The 19,748-nt window shown below is 73.8% G+C and carries 17 protein-coding genes; 15 read left to right on the top strand and 2 right to left on the bottom strand.

The window, feature by feature from the left end; translation table 11 throughout:
* Positions 1-13: 13 nt before the first annotated feature.
* From ACZ3ZD_RS07600 to ACZ3ZD_RS07530, 15 genes are read left to right on the top strand one after another with little or no spacing between them, the layout of a single operon-like run.
* The gene (locus ACZ3ZD_RS07600) at positions 14-2,200 is read left to right on the top strand and encodes a bi-domain-containing oxidoreductase (protein ID WP_467394607.1); all 2,187 of its coding nucleotides are present in this window, start codon (positions 14-16) and stop codon (positions 2,198-2,200) included.
* Positions 2,197-4,149 carry an alginate lyase family protein gene (locus ACZ3ZD_RS07595; RefSeq protein WP_467394605.1) on the top strand — a complete coding sequence of 651 codons (1,953 nt, stop codon included), beginning with the start codon at positions 2,197-2,199 and terminating at the stop codon, positions 4,147-4,149. Before ACZ3ZD_RS07600 ends, ACZ3ZD_RS07595 begins: the two co-directional genes overlap by 4 nt.
* An 8-nt stretch (positions 4,150-4,157) precedes the next feature.
* On the top strand, positions 4,158-5,693 hold the full coding sequence (locus tag ACZ3ZD_RS07590) for a right-handed parallel beta-helix repeat-containing protein (protein WP_467394603.1): 1,536 nt from the start codon (positions 4,158-4,160) through the stop codon (positions 5,691-5,693).
* A 1-nt stretch (position 5,694) separates the two neighbouring features.
* Complete coding sequence (locus ACZ3ZD_RS07585; RefSeq protein WP_467394601.1) at positions 5,695-6,927, top strand: O-antigen ligase domain-containing protein; 1,233 nt, start codon at positions 5,695-5,697, stop codon at positions 6,925-6,927.
* Positions 6,928-6,929: 2 nt separating this feature from the next.
* Positions 6,930-8,171: a glycosyltransferase gene (locus ACZ3ZD_RS07580; RefSeq protein ID WP_467394599.1), complete on the top strand. Its 1,242-nt coding sequence runs from the start codon at positions 6,930-6,932 to the stop codon at positions 8,169-8,171.
* Positions 8,168-9,418, top strand: coding sequence for a class I SAM-dependent methyltransferase (locus ACZ3ZD_RS07575; RefSeq protein WP_467394597.1), 1,251 nt, complete (start codon positions 8,168-8,170; stop codon positions 9,416-9,418). The genes ACZ3ZD_RS07580 and ACZ3ZD_RS07575 overlap by 4 nt, the downstream gene beginning before the upstream one ends.
* Complete coding sequence (locus tag ACZ3ZD_RS07570) at positions 9,415-10,212, top strand: sugar phosphate nucleotidyltransferase (RefSeq protein ID WP_467394595.1); 798 nt, start codon at positions 9,415-9,417, stop codon at positions 10,210-10,212. Before ACZ3ZD_RS07575 ends, ACZ3ZD_RS07570 begins: the two co-directional genes overlap by 4 nt.
* Complete coding sequence (locus ACZ3ZD_RS07565; protein WP_467394593.1) at positions 10,209-10,856, top strand: PIG-L deacetylase family protein; 648 nt, start codon at positions 10,209-10,211, stop codon at positions 10,854-10,856. The genes ACZ3ZD_RS07570 and ACZ3ZD_RS07565 overlap by 4 nt, the downstream gene beginning before the upstream one ends.
* A 3-nt stretch (positions 10,857-10,859) precedes the next feature.
* On the top strand, positions 10,860-11,885 hold the full coding sequence (locus ACZ3ZD_RS07560) for an NAD-dependent epimerase/dehydratase family protein (protein ID WP_467394591.1): 1,026 nt from the start codon (positions 10,860-10,862) through the stop codon (positions 11,883-11,885).
* Positions 11,882-13,156 (top strand): DUF4910 domain-containing protein, encoded by a 1,275-nt coding sequence (locus ACZ3ZD_RS07555; protein ID WP_467394589.1) that lies wholly within the window; start codon positions 11,882-11,884, stop codon positions 13,154-13,156. Before ACZ3ZD_RS07560 ends, ACZ3ZD_RS07555 begins: the two co-directional genes overlap by 4 nt.
* The gene (locus ACZ3ZD_RS07550) at positions 13,153-14,451 is read left to right on the top strand and encodes a hypothetical protein (RefSeq protein ID WP_467394587.1); all 1,299 of its coding nucleotides are present in this window, start codon (positions 13,153-13,155) and stop codon (positions 14,449-14,451) included. Before ACZ3ZD_RS07555 ends, ACZ3ZD_RS07550 begins: the two co-directional genes overlap by 4 nt.
* Positions 14,448-15,395: a glycosyltransferase family 2 protein gene (locus tag ACZ3ZD_RS07545; protein ID WP_467394585.1), complete on the top strand. Its 948-nt coding sequence runs from the start codon at positions 14,448-14,450 to the stop codon at positions 15,393-15,395. Before ACZ3ZD_RS07550 ends, ACZ3ZD_RS07545 begins: the two co-directional genes overlap by 4 nt.
* Entirely contained in the window at positions 15,392-16,621 is a 1,230-nt protein-coding gene (locus ACZ3ZD_RS07540; RefSeq protein ID WP_467394583.1) for a polysaccharide pyruvyl transferase family protein, read from the top strand. The genes ACZ3ZD_RS07545 and ACZ3ZD_RS07540 overlap by 4 nt, the downstream gene beginning before the upstream one ends.
* Positions 16,618-17,169 (top strand): dTDP-4-dehydrorhamnose 3,5-epimerase, encoded by a 552-nt coding sequence (gene rfbC, locus ACZ3ZD_RS07535; protein WP_467394581.1) that lies wholly within the window; start codon positions 16,618-16,620, stop codon positions 17,167-17,169. Before ACZ3ZD_RS07540 ends, rfbC begins: the two co-directional genes overlap by 4 nt.
* Positions 17,170-17,176: 7 nt before the next feature.
* Positions 17,177-18,502 carry a glutamate-1-semialdehyde 2,1-aminomutase gene (locus ACZ3ZD_RS07530; RefSeq protein WP_467394579.1) on the top strand — a complete coding sequence of 442 codons (1,326 nt, stop codon included), beginning with the start codon at positions 17,177-17,179 and terminating at the stop codon, positions 18,500-18,502.
* A 7-nt stretch (positions 18,503-18,509) separates the two neighbouring features.
* Here the strand turns inward: ACZ3ZD_RS07530 and ACZ3ZD_RS07525 are convergent, their stop codons facing one another.
* Complete coding sequence (locus tag ACZ3ZD_RS07525) at positions 18,510-19,208, bottom strand: phosphatase PAP2 family protein (RefSeq protein ID WP_467394577.1); 699 nt, start codon at positions 19,206-19,208, stop codon at positions 18,510-18,512.
* A 178-nt stretch (positions 19,209-19,386) separates the two neighbouring features.
* The coding region (locus ACZ3ZD_RS07520) for a CbtA family protein (RefSeq protein ID WP_467394575.1) at positions 19,387-19,748 on the bottom strand (362 nt) is incomplete at its 5' end.

Genomic DNA, 19,748 nt, shown 5'->3' with positions numbered 1-19,748 from the left:
CAGAGGACTTCAGGTGAAACAGGTAGTGCAGAACTACAGGAGCGGCGAACTGGCGCTGCTCGACGTGCCGGTGCCGGGGTGCAAGCCGGGCGGTGTACTGGTCCGCAGCGCCTACTCGCTCATCTCCACCGGGACCGAGCTGATGAAGGTGTCCGAGGCCGGCATGTCGATGCTGGGCAAGGCCCGTTCCCGGCCGGACCAGGTCGCCAAGGTGGTGCAGAGCGTGGCCACCAACGGGGTGCCGGCGACGTACCGCAAGGTGATGGGCAAGCTGGACTCCTACACACCGCTCGGGTACTCGCTGTGCGGGGTGGTCGAGCAGGTCGGCGCCGGGATCGACGATGTGGCGGTCGGCGACCTGGTGGCCTGCGCGGGCAACGAGCACGCGCTGCACGCCGAGCTGAACTGGGTGCCGCGCAACCTCTACGCCCGGGTGCCGGACGGTCTCGCGCCGCGGCACGCGGCGTTCGGCACCGTCGGGTCGATCGCGTTGCAGGGTGTCCGCCAGGGCGAGTCACGGCTCGGCGAAGTGGCGCTGGTCATCGGGCTCGGGCTGATCGGCCAGCTGGTGGTGCAGTTGCTGGCCGCCTCCGGGGTCCGCGTCGTCGGGGTCGACCCGGACGCGGGGCGCTGCGAGCTGGCGGAGCGGCTGGGCGCGGCGGCCTGCGGCGATCCCGCGTCCGTGGCCGTGGAGGCGGCCGTCGCCGAACTCACCGGCGGGCACGGCGTGGACCAGGTGTACCTGGCCGCCGGCGGCACCGGCAACCAGCCCGTCGAGCTGGCCGCCCGGCTCTGCCGGGACCGCGGCCGGGTCGTGGACATCGGCAAGTGCCGTCTGGACCTGCCGTGGAACGCGTACTACGAGAAGGAGCTGGACGTCCGGTTCTCCCGCAGTTACGGCCCCGGGCGCTACGACCCGGAGTACGAGCTGGAGGGCCGGGACTACCCGATCGGCTATGTGCGCTGGACCGAGCGCCGCAACCTGGCGTGCTTCCTCGACCTCGTCGCCCGCGGCAGCGTCGACGTGGAGCCCCTGGTCTCCCACGTCGCCGACTTCGATGACGCCGTCGAGACCTACCGGCGTCTGAAGGACGGCGAACTGAAGGCCGTGGCCGTGCTGTTCCGCTACGCCGGGCACGCGGCGCAGGCCGCGGAGCCGGCGGCCCCGGCGGTGTCCGTGCCCGCCGTGGACGTGCGGCGGGGCCCGGCCCGGGGCGCCACGTCGCCGGTACGGCTGGCGTTCGTCGGCGCGGGCAACTACGCGACGTCGATGCTGCTGCCGCACCTGGCGCAGCGCGACGGCGTCGAGTTGTCGACCGTCGTCACCACCACGGCGCTGTCCGCGGCCAACGCGCAGCGGAAGTTCGGCTTCGCCGAGGCGACCACCGATCTCGACGCCGTGCTCGGCGACAAGTCCATCGACGCGGTGTTCGTCGTCACCCGGCACAGCTCGCACGCCGAACTGACCCGGAGGGCGCTGCTGGCCGGCAAGACCGTGTTCGTGGAGAAACCCCTGGCGCTCACCGAGGACGAACTGGCCGGCGTGCTCGCGGCGGTGGAGGAGTCCGGCAACGACCGGCTGCAGGTCGGCTTCAACCGCCGGTTCTCGCCGCTGCTGCGGGAGGCCAGGAAGCGGTTCGGCGCCCGGACGGGCCCGGCGAACCTGCGCTACCTGGTCAACGCGGGCCGTCTCGACCACGGCAGCTGGTACCTCCAACAGGGCACCGAGGGCTCGCGCTTCGCCGGTGAGGGCGGACACTTCATCGACACGGCGAGCTGGCTGCTCGACGCCGACCCGGTCTCGGTGTACGCGGTCGCCTCCTCGGGCGCCGAGGACCTGCAGCTCGTGCTGCGCTACCCGGACGGGTCCACCGCCACCATCAGCTACGTCACCAGCGGTCCGGCCGGCTTCCCGAAGGAGACGCTGGACCTGGTCGCGGACGGCAGGGCGCTGCGGCTCGACGACTTCGTCCGTGCCTCGGTGTACGACAACCACCGCAGGCGGTGGGTCAGTTCGCGGTTGCCGAAGGCCCGGGACAAGGGGCAGTCCGCCGAACTGGCCGCGTTCGTCCGGGCCGTGCGGACCGGCGGCCCGATGCCGGTGCCGCTCCAGTCGCTGGTCACGACCACGGCGGCCACCCTCGCCATGCAGACGGGTCTGGCCGGCGGGGCGCCGGTGACGTTGGCGAGGACGCGATGACCGTGAGTGCGGGGAGCGCGGGCTGGTACCTGCGGCGGCTGTCCCGGATGGGTCCGCGGGAGGTCGGCGGCCGGGTGGGCGACGCGGTGCGCAGACGGCGGTGGCGGTCGGCGCCGCCGGACTGCCCGCCGGTGACCGGCGCCCGGTTCACCGCGCCGCTGCCCGCGGGGGCGGTCGCCGCGGTGCCGCCGGACGCCGCCAAACGTCTCGTCGCCGAGGCGGACCGGCTGATGTCCGGGCACGCCGAGTACTTCGGGGTGGTCCGCGACGACCTGGCCGACCCGGACTGGTGGTACGACCCGAGGACCGGGCGCCGCGCCCCGGGGGGTTACGCGTTCGACGTGCCGTACCGGGACGAGGACGCGGTCGGGGACGTCAAGCAGATCTGGGAGCTGTCGCGGCACCAGTACCTCACCGTGCTCGCCGCCGCCTACGCGGTCACCGGGGACGAGCGGTACGCCGAGCGCGTGGCCGGGCACCTGCGGTCGTGGTGGGCGGGCAACGCGCCGCTGCGTGGGGTGCACTGGACCAGCGGCATCGAGCTGGGGATCCGGCTGCTGTCCTGGGTGTGGGTCCGCCGGCTGCTCGACGGCTGGCCGGGCGCGGCGGCGCTGTTCGAGGACAACCCGGTGGCGCTGCACCAGATCTGGCACCACCAGCGCTGGCTGGCCGCCTTCCCCAGCCGGGGGTCCTCGGCGAACAACCACGTCATCGCCGAGGCCGCCGGGCAGTTCGCCGCGGCCTGCGCGTTCGGGTGGTTCCCCGCCTCGGCGCGCTGGCGGGCCGAGGCGCTGCGCTCGCTGGAGCGGCACCTGCGCGGCAACACGTTCGTCTCCGGCCTCAACCGCGAGCTGGCCGGCGAGTACCACGGGCTCGTGCTGGAGCTGGGTCTGGCGGCGCTGGCCGAGGCGGACGCCGCCGGTGTGCCGGTCCCGGCGTCCGTCCGGCTGGTGCTGCTGCGGATGACCGACGCGCTCGCGGCCGTCGTGGACAGCCGGCTGCGGCCGCCCCGCCAGGGGGACGGGGACGACGGGCACGGTCTGGTCGTGGACGGCACGGGCACCGACCGCTGGGCCTCGCTGCTCGCGACCGGGGACGCCGTGTTCGGCCGGCTCGCCTGGTGGCCGGCGGTGACCGGCACCGATGTGCGCACCGCGCTGCTGGCCGCGCTCATCGAGCCCACCGCGCTGTCCGTCAGCCGCCCGGCGAGCCGCCCGGCCCACTTCGCCGACGCGGGGCTCACCATCCTGCGCGGTCCGGGAGAGATCTGGTGCCGCTGCGACGGCGGTCCGCACGGCTTCCTGTCCATCGCCGCGCACGCCCACGCCGACGCGCTGTCCCTGGAGGTACGGCACGACGGGGTCGACGTACTCGCCGACCCGGGGACGTACTGCTACCACGGGCAGCCCGCGTGGCGGGAGTACTTCCGGTCGACCCTCGGCCACAACACCCTGCAACTGGACGGCGGTGACCAGTCCGTCTCCGGCGGCCCCTTCCTGTGGACCCGGCATGCCGAAAGCCGCGTCCTGGTCGCGGACACCTCCGATCCGGGGGTGGGCCGCTGGTGCGCCGAGCACGACGGTTACCGGCCCTCCGTGCACCGCCGCCGGGTGGAGCTGACGGCCGCGAGCCGGGAGCTGAGGGTGGTCGACGAGGTGTCGGGGCCGCGCCGGGCCGCGCGCCTGGCGTTCCACCTCGGCCCGGCCGTCACCGCGGACCTGGCGGGCCACCGGGCGGTGCTCACCTGGACCCGGGACGGCACGGACCGCTCCGCGGTGCTGGAGCTGCCCGGGCAGCTGTCCTGGCGGGCGCACCGCGGCGAGACCGACCCCCCGCTGGGCTGGTACTCGGCCGGGTTCGGGCGCAGGGAACCCGCCACCACGCTGGTCGGCTCCGGCTTCACCGACGGCGCGGAGGGTTTCACCACCGTGCTCACGTTCCGCGGCTAGGGGGGCGCGTGGGCATCAGGAAACGGTACGGGGCGTGGGCGGCGGCACCGCTGACTCTGGCCCTGCTGACGGCGACGGGCTGCGAGAGCACGGCCGGCGCCCGGGCCGCGGAGCCGACCGCCGCACCGTCCACGACGGCGGCCCGGCCGGTGACCCCGGTGTGCGCCAGGCCCGCGGCCGGGCCGGCGAAGGCGCCGGCGGGCGCGGTGACGGTCGACCCCGCCGTGGTCGGCGACCTGGCCGCGAAGACCGCCGGCAGCCCCCCGCACACCACGTTCTGGCTCCGGCCGGGCAGGCACCGGCTCGACCCGGACCGCTACGCCCAGGTCGTCCCCAAGAAGGGGGACACCTACCTGGGTGCGCCGGGCGCGGTCCTCGACGGCCGGAGGACGAACCAGTACGCGTTCGGCGGCACCGCCCGTGACGTCACCCTCCGCTACCTGACCGTGCAGGATTTCGTCGCGCCGCAGAACGAGGGCGTGGTCAACCACGACTCGGCCGACGGGTGGGTGATCGAACACGCGACGATCCGGAACAACTCCGGTGCCGGCCTGATGGCCGGCGCCCGCCAGCGGGTCCGCGCCAGCTGCCTGCGCGGCAACGGCCAGTACGGCATGAACGCGTACAAGGCCGACGGCCGTATCGGCGGCCTGGTGGTCGAGGGCAACGAGATCGCGGACAACAACAGGGACGACTGGGAGCGGCGGCGGCCGGGCTGCGGCTGCACCGGGGGCGTCAAGTTCTGGGCCGTGGACGGCGCCGACGTACGCGGCAACTGGGTGCACGACAACCGCGGGGCCGGGTTGTGGGCGGACACCGACAACAACGACTTCCGCATCGAGGACAACGTGCTGGAGGACAACGCCGGTGCCGCGCTGATCTACGAGACCAGCTACAACGCGGTCATCCGCGACAACACGTTCCGGCGGAACAACCTGGTCGAGGGGCGCGGTTACGCCGAGCGCGGCGACAGCTTCCCGTTCGGGACCATCTACCTGTCCGAGTCCGGCGGCGAGCCGAGGGTCCGGGCCCGCACCGACAGGATCGAGATCTACCGGAACGTGCTGGAGAACAACTGGTCCGGGATCACCCTGTGGGAGAACGCCGACCGGTTCTGCAACAGTCCGGCCAACACCTCCTCCGGCGACTGCACGTTGCTGGTGAAGAACACCAAGCGCTGTACGCAGCCGGCGATCGCCAGGCCGCCGCTCTACTCCGACTGCCGGTGGAAGACCCAGCGGGTGGACATCCACGACAACCGTTTCGTGCTGGACAAGTCGGCCGTCGACTGCACGGTGAAGTGCGACCGCATGGCGGTGCTGGCCAACTACGGCACCTACCCGGACTGGTCGCCGTACAAGGGCGAGCGGGTGGCCGAGGCGATCACGAGACGCCAGCACAACCGGTGGCACGACAACGTCTACGTCGGGCCGTGGAAGTTCGTCGCCGTCGACCCCAGCCGGATCCTCGACTCCGGGCAGTGGCAGGGCGCGCCGTACCGGCAGGACGCGGGCAGCACCTTCCGCGCCGGGGACGGAGGCTGAGATGCGCGCGGATCCCACGCCGAGGATCGTCGGCACCGTCTGGGGGCTGCTGGTCCTCAACACGCTCGGCTCGGCCGGGGCGAAGACCATCGTGCCGCTGCCCCGCTCCCTCATCCAGATGGTCACCATGGGCGCGCTGGTCGCCGCGTTCGCGCTGGCGCTCGCGCTCAACCTGCGGCTGCGGATCCGGGCCAGCGCCTTCCTGCTGCTGCTCACGCTGCTGCTGGCGCTGAGCGTGATCTCCAGCGTGCACCTGGAGTCCGGGTTCGGGGCGTTGTTCCGCTGCGCCCGGCTGGCCCTGTTCGTCGGCACGCTGTGGCTGCTCAGCCGCTGGTGGGACGGCGGCCTGACGTTCGTACGGCACCACATCCGGATGTACTTCGCGGTGCTCGGGTCGGTCGCGGCCGGCCTGGTCGTCTCGCCGGGCGCGGCCCTGCCCGACCTGTACGGCGGCCGGCTGGTCGGCGCGCTCTGGCCGCTCACCCCGCCGCAGATCGGCCAGTACGCCGCGGTGATCACCGGTCTCGCCGTGCTGCTCGTGCTGGGCCGCCGGACCGACCGGACCAGCGCGGCGGTCGTCATCGTGCCGTCGCTCGTCCTGCTGGCGCTGACCCACACCCGCACGGCCACGCTCGGCCTGCTCGTCGGGCTGGCGGTGGCGATCGGCTCGCTGATCCTGACCAGCGCCGCGGCCCGCCGGTTCTTCACCTGGGCGGTGCTGTGCGCCGTGGTGGCCGCGGTGGGGTTCGCCTCCGCGCTGCAGGCGTGGTTCCTGCGCGGGCAGAGCAAGGAGAACTTCTCCAACCTCACCGGCCGGGCCAAGGTCTGGGACGCCCTGCTGGCCGCGCCCCGGTCGACCACGGAGCAGTTGTTCGGTGTGGGCCTGGGCGACAAGTCGTTCGGCGGGCTGCCGATCGACAACAGCTGGCTGGCCGTCTACAACGAGCAGGGTCTGACCGGCGTCGGCCTCGTCGCGGCGATCCTCCTCGTGCTCGGCGGGGTCGCGCTGCTGCGGCCCCCGTCGCTGCACCGGGCCTGCGCGATCTTCCTGATCAGCTACTGCGCGATCGCGTCGTACACGGAGGCCGGCCTGGGCGACGCCTCGCCGTACCTGCTGCACCTCGCCGTGGCCGCCTCGCTGCTGGCGGCCCCGGCCGCCGCCGCTCCCCCGCCGGCGCCCGAGGTCCGCCGGCGGCGCGTCCCGAGCTGGGCCCGGCAATCGGAGGTGGCCTGAGCATGCACGTCCTCGTGGTGCACAACCGCTACGCCTCGGCGCAGCCGAGCGGCGAGAACAAGGTCGTCGACCAGGAGGTGGCGCTGTTGCGCGGGGCCGGCCACCGGGTGGGGGTGTTCGAGCGGCGCAGCGACGACATCGCCGGCCGGTCCCTGCTGGGCAAGGCCGCGCTGCCGCTGCTGGTGCCGTGGAACCCGGCGGTCCGCGCGGAGCTGGCCGCCCGGCTGCGCACCGAGCGGCCGGACGTGGTGCACGTGCACAACGTCTTCCCGCTGCTGTCGCCCGCGGTGCTGGCCGCCTGCGCCGACGCCGGTGTGCCCGCCGTCGCCACGCTGCACAACTACACCCAGGTCTGCCCGCCCGGCACGCTCCAGCGGGACGGCCGGCCGTGCGCCGAGTGCGTCGGGGCCGCGCCGCTGCCCGCCGTCCGGCACGGCTGCTACCGCGGGTCCCGGCTGGCGACGGTGCCGCTCGCGGTCAGCCTGTCGGTCAACCGGCGCCGGTGGTGGTCCGGCGTGGAGCGGTTCCTGTGCATCTCGGCGGCGCAGCGCGCCGTCCTGGTGCGGGCCGGCATGCCGGCCGAACGGCTGGCCGTGAAGCACAACTTCGTGCCCGACCCGGGCGTGCGCCGCACCGGCGCCGGCGAGCACCTGCTCTATCTCGGCCGGCTCGCGGAGGCCAAGGGTGTGCGGCTGTTGATGGCGGCGTGGGACGAGATCGCCGCCGGCGGCGGGGTGGGCGTGCCGCTCGTGATCGCCGGCGCGGGGCCGCTGGAGCGGGAGGTGGCCGCCTGGGCGGCCGGCCGGGACGACGTGCGCTACGCCGGCCTGTACGACACGGCCGAGTGCCGGCAGGCCATCGCGCGGTCGGTCGCCGTGGTGGCTCCTTCGACCTGGCTGGAGGCGTTCGGCCTGGTGGTCGTGGAGGCGATGGCGGCGGGGGTGCCGGTCGTCGCCGCCGGTCACGGCGCCTTCGTCGAACTCGTCGAGGAGGGGGTGACCGGGCTGTTGCACCGGCCCGGCGAGGCCGCCTCGCTCGCGTCCTGCCTGCGCCGGATCACGGCCGGCCCCGCGCTGAACAGGGAGATGGGGCGGGCGGCCCGGCGCCGTTACGAACAGGACTTCAGCCCGACCGTCGGGCTGGAGCGGCTGGTGGAGGAGTACCGCACCGCGATCGCGGGTCGGCCGGCACCGGCTGGTCGCGGGGACACCCGCGCGAACAGGGGGGATGGGAACAGCAGATGACACGATGCCGACTCTGCGGCTCGCAAGCGCTGGCGAGCGTGGTCGATCTCGGGGCGACGCCGCCGTGTGAGAGCTTCCTCGCCGCGGACCGACTGGACCAGCCGGAACCGGCGTACCCGCTGCACCTGCGGGTCTGCACCGACTGCTGGCTGGCGCAGATCCCGCCGCTGATCACGCCGGAGGAGACGTTCAAGGAGTACGCGTACTTCTCCTCGTACTCGACCTCCTGGGTGGAGCACGCGCGCACGTTCGTCGCCGACGCCGTACGGCGGCTGGGTCTGGGGCCCGACTCCTTCGTGGTGGAGGTCGCGAGCAACGACGGGTACCTGCTGAGGCACGTGGTGGACCGCGGGATCCGCTGCCTCGGCATCGAGCCCTCGGTGAACGTCGGCGCCGCCGCGCGGGACGCGGGTGTGCCCACGCTGACGGAGTTCCTGGACCCGGACACCGGCGCCCGGGTGCGGGCCGAGCAGGGCCCGGCGGACCTGGTCGTGGCCAACAACGTGTACGCGCACATCCCCGACGTGGTCGGGTTCACCCGGGGCCTGCGCGCGCTGGTCGCCGACGACGGGTGGGTCTCCATCGAGGTGCAGCACCTGCTGACCCTGATCGAGGAGAACCAGTACGACACGATCTACCACGAGCACTTCCAGTACTACACGGTCGCGTCCGCGGTCCGGGCCCTGGCGAGCGGCGGACTGGCCCTGGTGGACGTGGAGCTGCTGCCCACGCACGGCGGCTCCATCCGGCTGTGGGCCCGGCCGGCCGAGGTGGCCGGCGAGCCGACGCGGCGGGTGGCGGAGGTACTGGACCGGGAGAAGGCCGCCGGGCTCCGGGAGCTGTCCGGGTACACCGAGTTCTCCGCCCGGGTCGCCAAGGTGCGCCGGGACCTGCTGCGGTTCCTGATCGAGGCGGCCGAGCGCGGCGAGACGGTCGTCGGCTACGGCGCCCCCGGCAAGGGCAACACCCTGCTCAACCACTGCGGCATCCGGCCCGACCTGCTCGCGTACACGGTCGACCGCAACCCGTACAAGCACGGCCGGTTCACCCCGGGCACCCGGATCCCCGTCCTGCCGCCCGAGCGGATCGCCGCCGACAAGCCGGACTACGTCCTGGTCCTGCCGTGGAACCTGCGGGCCGAGCTGGTCGAGCAGTTGGCCTTCGTGCACGACTGGGGCGGCCGGCTGGTCTTCCCCATCCCGGAACTGAGCATCCTCGACGGCGCGTCTGGAAAGGGCACGGCATGAAGGTCGTACTGTTCTGCGGCGGTTACGGGATGCGGATGCGCAACGGTTCCTCCGACGACGTGCCCAAGCCGATGGCGATGGTCGGCCCGCGGCCGCTGATCTGGCACGTCATGCGCTACTACGCGCACTTCGGACACACGGAGTTCATCCTGTGCCTCGGGTACGGGGCCCACCACATCAAGGACTTCTTCCTCAACTACGAGGAGACGACGTCCAACGACTTCGTGCTGCGGGGCGGGCGGACCGAACTGCTGTCCACCGACATCGCGGACTGGACGATCACGTTCGCGCAGACCGGCATCGAGTCGCCGATCGGGGAGCGGCTGCGCCGGGTGCGGCACCACCTGGACGGCGACGAGATGTTCCTCGCCAACTACGCCGACGTGCTCACCGACGCCCCGCTGCCGGAGATGATCGACCGGTTCACCCGGCGCGACGCCGGTGCGTCGATGATGGTGGTGCCGCCGCAGTCCTCCTTCCACTGCGTGGAGTTGGGCGAGGACGGCCTGGTGGGCGGCATCACCCCGGTGAGCGAACTGCCGCTGTGGGAGAACGGCGGCTACTTCGTGCTGCGCCAGGAGGTCTTCGACCACATCCCGGAGAACGGGGACCTGGTCGCCGACGGGTGCGCCGAACTGGCCAAGCGGGGGCGGCTGGTGGCGCACCAGCACCGCGGGTTCTGGAAGCCGACCGACACCGTGAAGGAGCGGGCCGCGCTGGACGACGCCTACGCCCGGGGCGAGCGCCCGTGGGCCGTGTGGGAACGGGACGGCGTCGAGGTGAGGTCCGCGTGATCCGGCTCGGGGCCGGTCCGCTGCACCGGATCGTGGCGGTGGGCGCGCACTGCGACGACATCGCCATCGGCGCCGGCGGCACGCTGCTGACGCTGTGCCGGGCGCGGCCGGGGCTCCGCGTCGACGCGCTGGTGCTCTCCGGTGGTGGCGGCGAGCGGGAGCAGGAGGAGCGGGCGGCGCTCGCCGCCTTCTGCCCGGGCGCCGAACTCCACCTGACCGTCCTGAAGTTGCCGGACGGGCGGCTGCCCGTGCACTGGGACGAGGCCAAGGCCGCGGTGGAGGAACTGCGCGGCCGGAGCGAGCCGGATCTGATCCTGGCCCCGCGCACCGACGACGCCCACCAGGACCACCGCGGCCTGGCGCGGCTGGTTCCCACCGCGTTCCGCGACCACCTGGTCCTCGGCTACGAGATCGTCAAGTGGGACGGCGACCTCGGCCGTCCGGCGGTGTACCAGCCGCTGTCGCCGGAGACCGCCGAGCAGAAGGTGCGGCTGCTGCAGGAGCACTACCCTTCGCAGCGACACCGGCCCTGGTACGACCGGGAGGCCTTCCTCGGGCTGGCCCGGATCCGCGGTATCGAATGCCACGCGCGCTACGCCGAGGCCTTCGCCGTCACCAAACTCACGCTCAACCTGGGGGGTTGAACCTTGCGCGTACTGCTGACCGGTCACCAGGGCTACCTGGGCACCGTCATGGCCCCGGTCCTCGCCGCCGCCGGACACGAGGTCGTCGGCCTCGACGCCGGTCTGTTCGCCGACTGCGTCCTCGGCCCGGCGCCCGCGGACCCGCCGGGGCCCCGGGTGGACCTGCGCGACGTCACGGCCGAGCACGTGGCCGGGGTGGACGCCGTGATCCACCTGGCCGCGCTGTCCAACGACCCGCTGGGAGCGCTGGCGCCGCAGCTCACCTACGACATCAACCACCACGCGTCCGTGCGGCTGGCCCGGCTGGCCCGCGACGCCGGGGTGCGGCGCTTCCTGTACGCGTCGACCTGCTCGGTGTACGGCGCCGCCGGCGGCGCCGGCCTGGTGGCCGAGGACGCCCCGCTGCGCCCGGTGACTCCGTACGCGGAGTCCAAGGTGCGGGTGGAGGACGACCTGCACGCGCTGGCCGACGGCGACTTCAGCCCCGTGTACATGCGCAACGCCACCGCCTTCGGCTACTCCCCCCGGCTGCGCGCCGACATCGTGCTGAACAACCTGGTGGGGCACGCGCTGCTGTCCGGTGAGGTGCTGGTGCTCTCCGACGGCACGCCCTGGCGGCCGCTGGTGCACGCCGCCGACATCGCGCGCGCCTTCGCGGCCGCGCTGGTCGCGCCCCGGGAGGCGGTGCACGACCGGGCGTTCAACATCGGCAGCGAGGTCAACAACGTCACGGTCGCCGAGATCGCCGAACAGGTCGCCGAGGCGGTGCCCGGCTCCCGGGTGGTGATCACCGGGGAGACCGGGGCCGATCCGCGGTCGTACCGGGTGGACTTCTCCCGGTTCCGGGGCGCGGTGCCCGGCTTCGACTGCGAGTGGACCGTGAAGCAGGGCGCGCTGGAACTCGCCGACGCCTACCGCACCCACGGGCTGACCCGGGAGGACTTCGAGCGGCGCTTCACCCGGCTGGCGGTGCTGCGCGCGGCGACCGACGCCGGCGCGGTGGACGACACCCTGCGGCGGCGCCGATGACCGCGGCCGGGGAGGAGATGCACGCGCTGGTGGAGCGGCTGTACCCGCTGTGCCGGAGCATCACCGGCGACGGGGTGCGCGCCACCCTGGAGATCGTCGGCGAGTACCTGCCGTTGCGGGTGCACGAGGTACCGACCGGCACGCAGGTGCTCGACTGGACGGTGCCGCAGGAGTGGAACATCCGGGACGCCTACATCGCCGACTCCGCCGGGAACCGGGTCGTCGACTTCGCCGCGTCCAGCCTGCACGTGCTCGGCTACAGCGTGCCGGTGTCGGCGACCATGCCGCTGTCCGAGCTGCGCGGGCACCTGCACACCCTGCCGGACCACCCGTCCTGGGTGCCGTACCGCACCAGCTACTACAGGCCGGAGTGGGGGTTCTGCCTGGCCCAGGAGACCCTGGACGCGCTGCCGGACGGCGAGTACGAGGTGCGCATCGACTCCACCCTCGCCGACGGCCACCTCACCTACGCCGAGCACGTGGTGCCCGGGCAGGTCACCGACGAGGTGATCGTCTCCTGCCACGTCTGCCACCCGTCGCTGGCCAACGACAACCTGGCCGGCATCGCGGTGGCCACGTTCCTGGCCCGGGCGCTGGCGGAGCGGACGCCGTACTACACCTACCGGTTCCTGTTCGCGCCCGGCACCATCGGGGCGATCACCTGGCTGGCCCGCAACACGGAGCAGGTGGCACGGGTCAGGCACGGCCTGGTGCTGGCCTGCGCCGGGGACCGCGGCTCGCTGACGTACAAGCAGAGCAGACGCGGCGACGCGGAGATCGACCGGGTGATGCGGCACGTGCTGGCAGCCTCCGAACGTCCGCACCGCATCACGGAGTTCACCCCGTACGGCTACGACGAGCGGCAGTTCTGCTCGCCCGGGTTCGATCTCGGTGTGGGCTCGCTCAGCCGGACCCCGTACGCCGGCTACCCCGAGTACCACACCTCGGCGGACGACCTGGACTTCGTCTCCCCGGAGGCGATGGCGGACACCCTCGCCGTCTGCCGTGAGGCGTTCGCCGTGCTGGACCGCAACCGGCGGTACGTCAACCTCAGCCCCTACGGGGAGCCCCAGCTGGGCCGGCGGGGGCTGTACGACTCGCTGGGCGGCCGCAGCGACGCGAAGGAGGCCCAGATGGCCATGCTGTGGGTGCTCAGCCTCTCCGACGGCGAGCACGGGCTGCTGGACGTCGCCGAGCGGTCCGGGCTGCCGTTCGACACCGTCGCCGCGGCGGCCGACGCCCTGCACGGCGCCGGGCTGATCAAGGCGTGACGCCGGTGAGCACCGAGGGGGTGGAGGCGACGGCACCGGCCGGCTCCGGCCGGCGGGCCCTCGCCGGCCGGCTGTCCTGGGGACTGGCCGACCAGGCGGCCTCCAGCATGAGCAACTTCGCGGTGGGGATCTACGTGGCACGCTCGCTGGGGGTGACCGCGTTCGGCGTGTTCAGCCTGGCCTGGGTGACCTACGGCGTGGTGCTCAACGTGTCCCGGGGGCTGGCCACCGACCCGCTCGTGGTGCGCTTCAGCGGGGTGCCGGACGCCTCCTGGCGCGGGGCGGTGGTCCGGGCGACCGGGACCGCGCTCGGTGTCGGTACGGTCATCGGCGCGGCCTGCCTGGTGGCCGGTCCGGCGCTCGGCGGCCGTGTGGGGCCCGCGTTCGTCTGCCTCGGCGTCACGCTGCCGGGGCTGCTGCTCCAGGACGCCTGGCGGTTCTCGTTCTTCGCCGCCGGCGCCGGACGGAAGGCGTTCGTCAACGACCTGCTGTGGTGCGTCGCGCTCGTCCCGGCGATGGTGATCGCGGCCCGGGCGGGCAGCGTGGCCGCGTTCGTGCTCGCCTGGGGCGCGTCCGCCGCGGTGGCCGCCGCGTACGGCTGCCTCCAGTCCGGTGTGCGGCCCCGGCCGGCCCGGGCGCGCGGGTGGCTGCGCGAGCAGCGGGACCTCGGCTACCGGTACCTGGTCGAGAACGTCAGCCTCAGCGGCGCCAGTCAGCTGCGGGCGTACGGGCTCGGTGCCATCGTCGGGATCGGCGCGGTGGGCGCGGTGCGGGGCGCCGAGCTGCTGCTGGGCCCGTTCCTCGCCCTGCTGATGGGGCTGTCGCTGGTCACCGTGCCGGAGGCGGCCCGGGTGCTGCGGCAGGCCGCGCACCGCCTCGGCTCGTTCTGCCTGCTGCTGGGCGGCGGGCAGGCCGCGGCCGCGCTGCTGTGGGGCGGGGCGCTGCTGCTGATGCCGGACCGGCTCGGCCGGCTGGTCCTCGGCGACGTCTGGCACTCCGCCTCGCGGCTCATCGTGCCGGTCACCCTCGCCGTCGCGGGCTCCGGGCTGGGCACCGGCGCGGCGGCCGGGCTGCGCGCGCTCGGCGCGGCCCGGCGCAGCCTGCGCTGCCAGCTGTTCGCCTCCGCCTGCTACGTCGGCGGCGGGCTCGGCGGGGCGGCCGCGGCCGGCACCGTCGGCTCGGCGTGGGGCGTCGCCACCGCGACCGTCGGCGGCTCGGCCGTGTGGTGGCTGCACCTGCGGTCCGCCCTGCGCGGGCACCGCCAGAACACGATCCCCGAAGTGAGGACCTCATGACCGACCGACCCAGGCTGAGCATCGGCCTGCCCGTGTACAACGGCGAGGAGTACCTGGCCGAGTCGCTCGACGCCCTGCTCGGCCAGACGTACGAGGACTTCGAGCTGATCGTCTCCGACAACGCCTCGACCGACGCGACCCAGGACATCTGCCGCCGGTACGCCGCGAAGGACTCGCGCATCCGGTACCTGCGGCTGCCCCGGAACATCGGCGCCACCCCGAACCACAACCTCGTGTTCACCGAGTCCCGCGGCGAGCTGTTCAAGTGGGCCTCGCACGACGACCTGTACGGCCGGGACCTGCTGCGGCGCTGTGTGGAGGCGCTGGACGAGCGGCCGGACGTGATCCTGGCGCACACCGGCCAGGCGGTCATCGACGGCGCCGGCCGCGTCAAGGTGCCGTACGAGTACGGGCTCGCCACCGACTCGCCGTACCCGCCGGAGCGCTTCCGCAGCCTGCTGTTCGAGCCCGGCGGCGACGACTTCTACGGGGTGCTGCGGGCCGACGTGCTGCGCCGGGTGAAGCCGCTCGACAGCTACCACCACGCGGACCGCACGTTCGTCGCCGAGATCACCCTGCACGGGCGTTTCCACCAGGTGCCGGAGCTGCTGTACTTCCGCCGTGACCACCCGACGCGCGCCGAGCGGGCGAACCCCTCCAAGCGCGCCCGGTGCGTCAACCTGGACCCGCGCCGGGCGGGCCCGCTGCACCCGACGCCCCGGCTGCTCGCCGAGTACGTCTGGGGGTTCTACGCGGCGATACGGCGGGCCCCGCTGTCCCCGGCCGAACGGCGCGCCTGCCGGCGCCACCTGGCCGCGTGGCTGACCAGCCGGGTCCGGCCGGGCGCCGGCGAGCGGGTCGAGGACCGCGCCCCGGTCGACCCGGGCCGGGTCACCGTCTCCGTGGACGCCCTGGTGGCCGGGCGTGAGGGGCGGCCGGCATGAGATCCGCGCCACGCGTGGGGGTGTTCGGGCTGCTCGGGTCCGGGAACCTCGGCAACGACGGGTCGTTGGAGGCCGTGCTCCGGTACCTGCGGGCCGAGCACCCGGAGGCGGTCGTGGACGCGCTGTGCGGCGGGCCCGAGGCCGTCACGGCCCGGTTCGGGATCCCCGCCACCCGGCTGCACTGGAACCGCGGGGAGTACCGGACCGCGTCGCGTGCGGGCGCGATGGCCGCGAAGGGCCTCGGCAAGTTCGTCGACGCCGTCCGCACCGCCGCCTGGGTGCGCCGGCACGACGTGGTGATCGTGCCGGGCATGGGCGTCCTGGAGGCCACGCTGCCGCTGCGGCCGTGGGGCTTCCCGTACGCCCTGTTCCTGCTGTGCGCGAGCGGCCGGCTGTTCGGTACCCGGGTCGCGCTGGTCAGCGTCGGTGCCGCGGCGATCGGCAGCCGGCCGACCAGGGCCCTGGTGCGCTGGTCGGCGCGGCTGGCCGCCTACCGGTCGTACCGGGACGCCCCGTCCCGTGACGCGATGCGCGCGATGGGCGTGGACACCACACACGACGAGGTCTACCCGGACCTCGCGTTCTCCCTGCCGACACCGCCGGCGAGCGCCTCCCCGGGCCCGTCGGGCCGGGTCTGCGTCGGCGTGATGGACTTCCACGGCGGCAACGACGACCGCGCCCGGGCCGAGGAGATCCACCGCCGCTACCTCGACGCGACGATCCGGTTCGTCCGCGCGCTGGTCGAGGAGGGCAGGCAGGTACGGCTGCTCACGGGCGACCGGTGTGACGCGCCGGTGGTCGCCGCGATCCTCGACGCGGTGGACTCGCCGCTGGTCACCGCCGCCGAGACGGCCTCACTGGCTGACCTGATGAGGGAGATCACGGCGTCGGACACCGTGGTGGCGATCCGCTACCACAACCTGATCTGCGCGCTGAAGACCGGTACGCCGACGCTCGCCGTCACCTACGCGGCGAAGAGCGACGCCCTCATGGCCGGGATGGGGCTGGCCGCGTACTGCCACCCGGCGCGCGAGGCCGACGCCGACCGGCTGCTGGAGCAGTTCCGGACGCTGGAGAAGCGGTCGGCCGAGCTGCGCCGGACCCTCGCCGAGCGGAACCAGGACGCCGTCCGGCGGCTCCGGCACCAGTTCACCGCCCTGGACAGGGCCCTTTTCCCGGCGTCTTCGGCCACCGGCCACGCCCACACCCCGCGGGAGACCCCATGAAGGCGACCGAAGTCCCGGCGATCGACGGGGCGTACCTGTTCGAGCCGACGCCGTACACCGACGAACGCGGCTTCTTCTGCCGCACCTTCGACGCCGACGTGGTCCGCTCGGTGGGCCTCGACCCCGACGCGTTCGTCCAGGACAGCCTGTCCCGTTCGGTCCGGGGCGTGCTGCGCGGCCTGCACCTGCGCTCCGGCGCGGGCGAGGCCAAACTGGTGCGGTGCTCGTACGGCAGGATCTTCGACGTCGTCGTGGACCTGCGGCCGGACTCGCCGACGTATCTGGGCCGGGCCTCCTTCGAGCTGTCCGGCGAGACGCAGGCGACCGTCTACATCCCGGCGGGGTGCGCGCACGGCTTCCAGGCGCTGACCGACACCGCCGACACCTCCTACCGCATCGACCGCCCGCACGATCCGGCCGAGGACGTGACGATCGCCTTCGACGACCCGGAGCTGGCGATCCCGTGGCCGCTGCCGGTCACCTCGATGTCCCGGCGGGACCGGGAGGCCCCGAGTCTCGCCGAGGTCCTGAAACACAGGGAAGGATGAAACCGGCTTGGACACCGGAGAGTTCCCGCTGCCCCGGTCACGGGCGGCGAACGAGCGACTGCACGCCCTGGTCCCCGGGGGCGCGCACACCTACGCCAAGGGCGACGACCAGTATCCCGAGAACCTGGCCCCGGTCATCAGTCACGGCCGCGGCGCCCACGTGTGGGACATCGACGGCAACCGCTACGTCGAGTACGGCTCCGGGCTGCGCTCGGTCAGCCTCGGACACGCCCACCCGCGGGTGACCGAGGCGGTGCGGCGGGAACTCGACCGCGGCAGCAACTTCGTCCGGCCCTCGCTCCTGGAACTGGAGGCCGCGGAACGCTTCCTGGCCACGGTGCCGACCGCCGAGATGGTGAAGTTCGCGAAGAACGGCTCCGACGCCACCACCGCCGCGGTGCGCCTCGCCCGCGCCGCGACCGGCCGCCCCCGGGTGGCCCTCTGCGCCGACCACCCGTTCTTCTCCGTCGACGACTGGTTCATCGGCACCACACCGATGAACGCGGGCGTCCCCGCGTCGACCAGCCGGCTCACCGTGACGTTCCCCTACGGCGACCTGGCCGCCACGGAGGCGCTGCTCACCCGGTACCAGGACGAGATCGCCTGCCTGGTCCTGGAGCCCGCCGGCCACACCGAGCCGCCGCCCGGCTACCTCGCGGGCCTGCGCGAGCTGGCCGACCGGCACGGCTGCGTCCTGGTCTTCGACGAGATGATCACCGGCTTCCGCTGGTCCGAGGCGGGCGCCCAAGGCCTGTACGGCGTCGTCCCCGACCTCTCCGCGTTCGGCAAGGCGCTCGGCAACGGATTCGCCGTGTCCGCGCTGGCCGGGCGCCGCGCGCTGATGGAGCTGGGCGGGCTGCGGCACTCCGCCGACCGGGTGTTCCTGCTGTCCACCACGCACGGTGCGGAGACGCACTCCCTGGCGGCCGCGATGGCCGTGCTCGCCACCTACGTCGAAGAGGGCACCACCGCGCGGCTGCACGCCCTCGGCGAGCGGCTGGCCGCCGGTGTCCGCGAGGCCGCGGCGGCCATGGGCGTCGGCGACCACGTCGTCGTGCGGGGCCGGGCCAGCAATCTGGTCTTCGCCACCCTGGACGAGAACGGGCAGCCGTCGCAGCGGTACCGGACCCTGTTCCTGCGCCGGCTCCTCGCGGGCGGGGTGCTGGCCCCCTCGTTCGTGGTGAGCAGTGCCCTCAGCGACGCCGACATCGAGCACACCGTCGAGGTGGTGTCCCAGGCGTGCGCGGTGTACCGGAAGGCCCTGGACGCCGGCGACCCCACCCCGTGGCTGGCCGGGCGGCCGGTGAAGCCGGTGTTCCGCCGCCGGGCCTGACCTGCCGTCAGCGGCGCGGGGCGAGCCGGTCGGCCGTCCGGTCGACCAGCCACGCCGTCGCCGGTGTCACCGCCAGCGCGGTGCAGCAGCCGCCGAGGGCGTCGGTCGGGTAGTGCGCGCCCAGGGCGACCTCGGCCCAGCCCATGGCGGCGCCGGCCACCAGCGCCGCGCCGAGCACGAACAGCGTGCCGGCCGTCCTGCCGAGGCGGAGCCGGCCGGTCGCGGGCAGCGCCGCCATGAGGGCGAGCGTGGTGAGGAAGGCGGTGTGCCCGCTCGGGTAGGACAGGTTGCCCTCACCGTGGATGGTGCGCCCCACCAGGTACTTGAGCAGCGTCGCCGTACCCACGGTCGCGCCGGCGCCGGCGATGACGAGCACCGCCGCGCGAGGACGCCGCAGCAGCAGGCAGCCCGTCACGGCGGCCACGATCACCAGCGCCGAACCGGCAGGCTCGCCCAGGAAGTCCAGGGTCAGGGCGGCGTACCGCCACGGCGGCCGCACACCGTCCACCGCCGCCGACACGCGCTCGTCCACCCTGCCGGGCCGGCTGCCGCCCGCGTACCGGATCCCGAGTACGACGACGACCAGCGCGGCCAGTGCCGCGACCGTCCCCAGGTACCCGCGGAGCACCGGCGGCAGCAGCGCGGGCAGGGACCGCCCGGTCGGCCCGCGGTCCTCCACCGTGATCGGTAACCGCTGTCCGGACACGTCCGTTCCCCCCGTCGCATCCGGCTCGCCCCGCGCGGGAGCCGTCACCCTGGCCAAGGCCCTACCACCGGCACGGCCACGGCAAACCGCCGCCGCCCCTCTCGGGCACGACGTCACCTCGAAGACCGGCATCGACGTCCGCGATGGTTCCGAGGAGCCCTCCGCCGTCCTGAACGGGTCAGTGCGCGGCTGGAACCGCCTTCCGGGCCGGGACCGTGGCCGGCCTGGGGTTCAGCAGGCGTTCGGCCTGTTCCCCGAAGAGCAGACCGAACCCGCCCCACAGGACGGTCTGGATGGCCAGCGCGGACAGCCGGAACCGCCACAGCAGGGTGGCCGGGAAGTCGTTCGGCACCTCGTTGACGACGGGCAGGAACGCGTAGGCCAGACCGATCACGACGGCGAAGGCCGCCACCGCGACGACCGTTGCCCACCAGGTGCCCAGGGTGGGCGCCAGGCGCTTGCCCAGGATGGTCGCCGCGACCGCGAGGAGGACGCTGAGCAGCATCATCAGGAAGTACAGCGTGGTCCGCTTGCCGATGG

Source organism: Streptomyces sp. NPDC023481, assembly GCF_055560195.1.
Note: the sequence above shows the minus strand (reverse complement) of the source record. Positions and strands in the feature narration are given on the sequence as shown.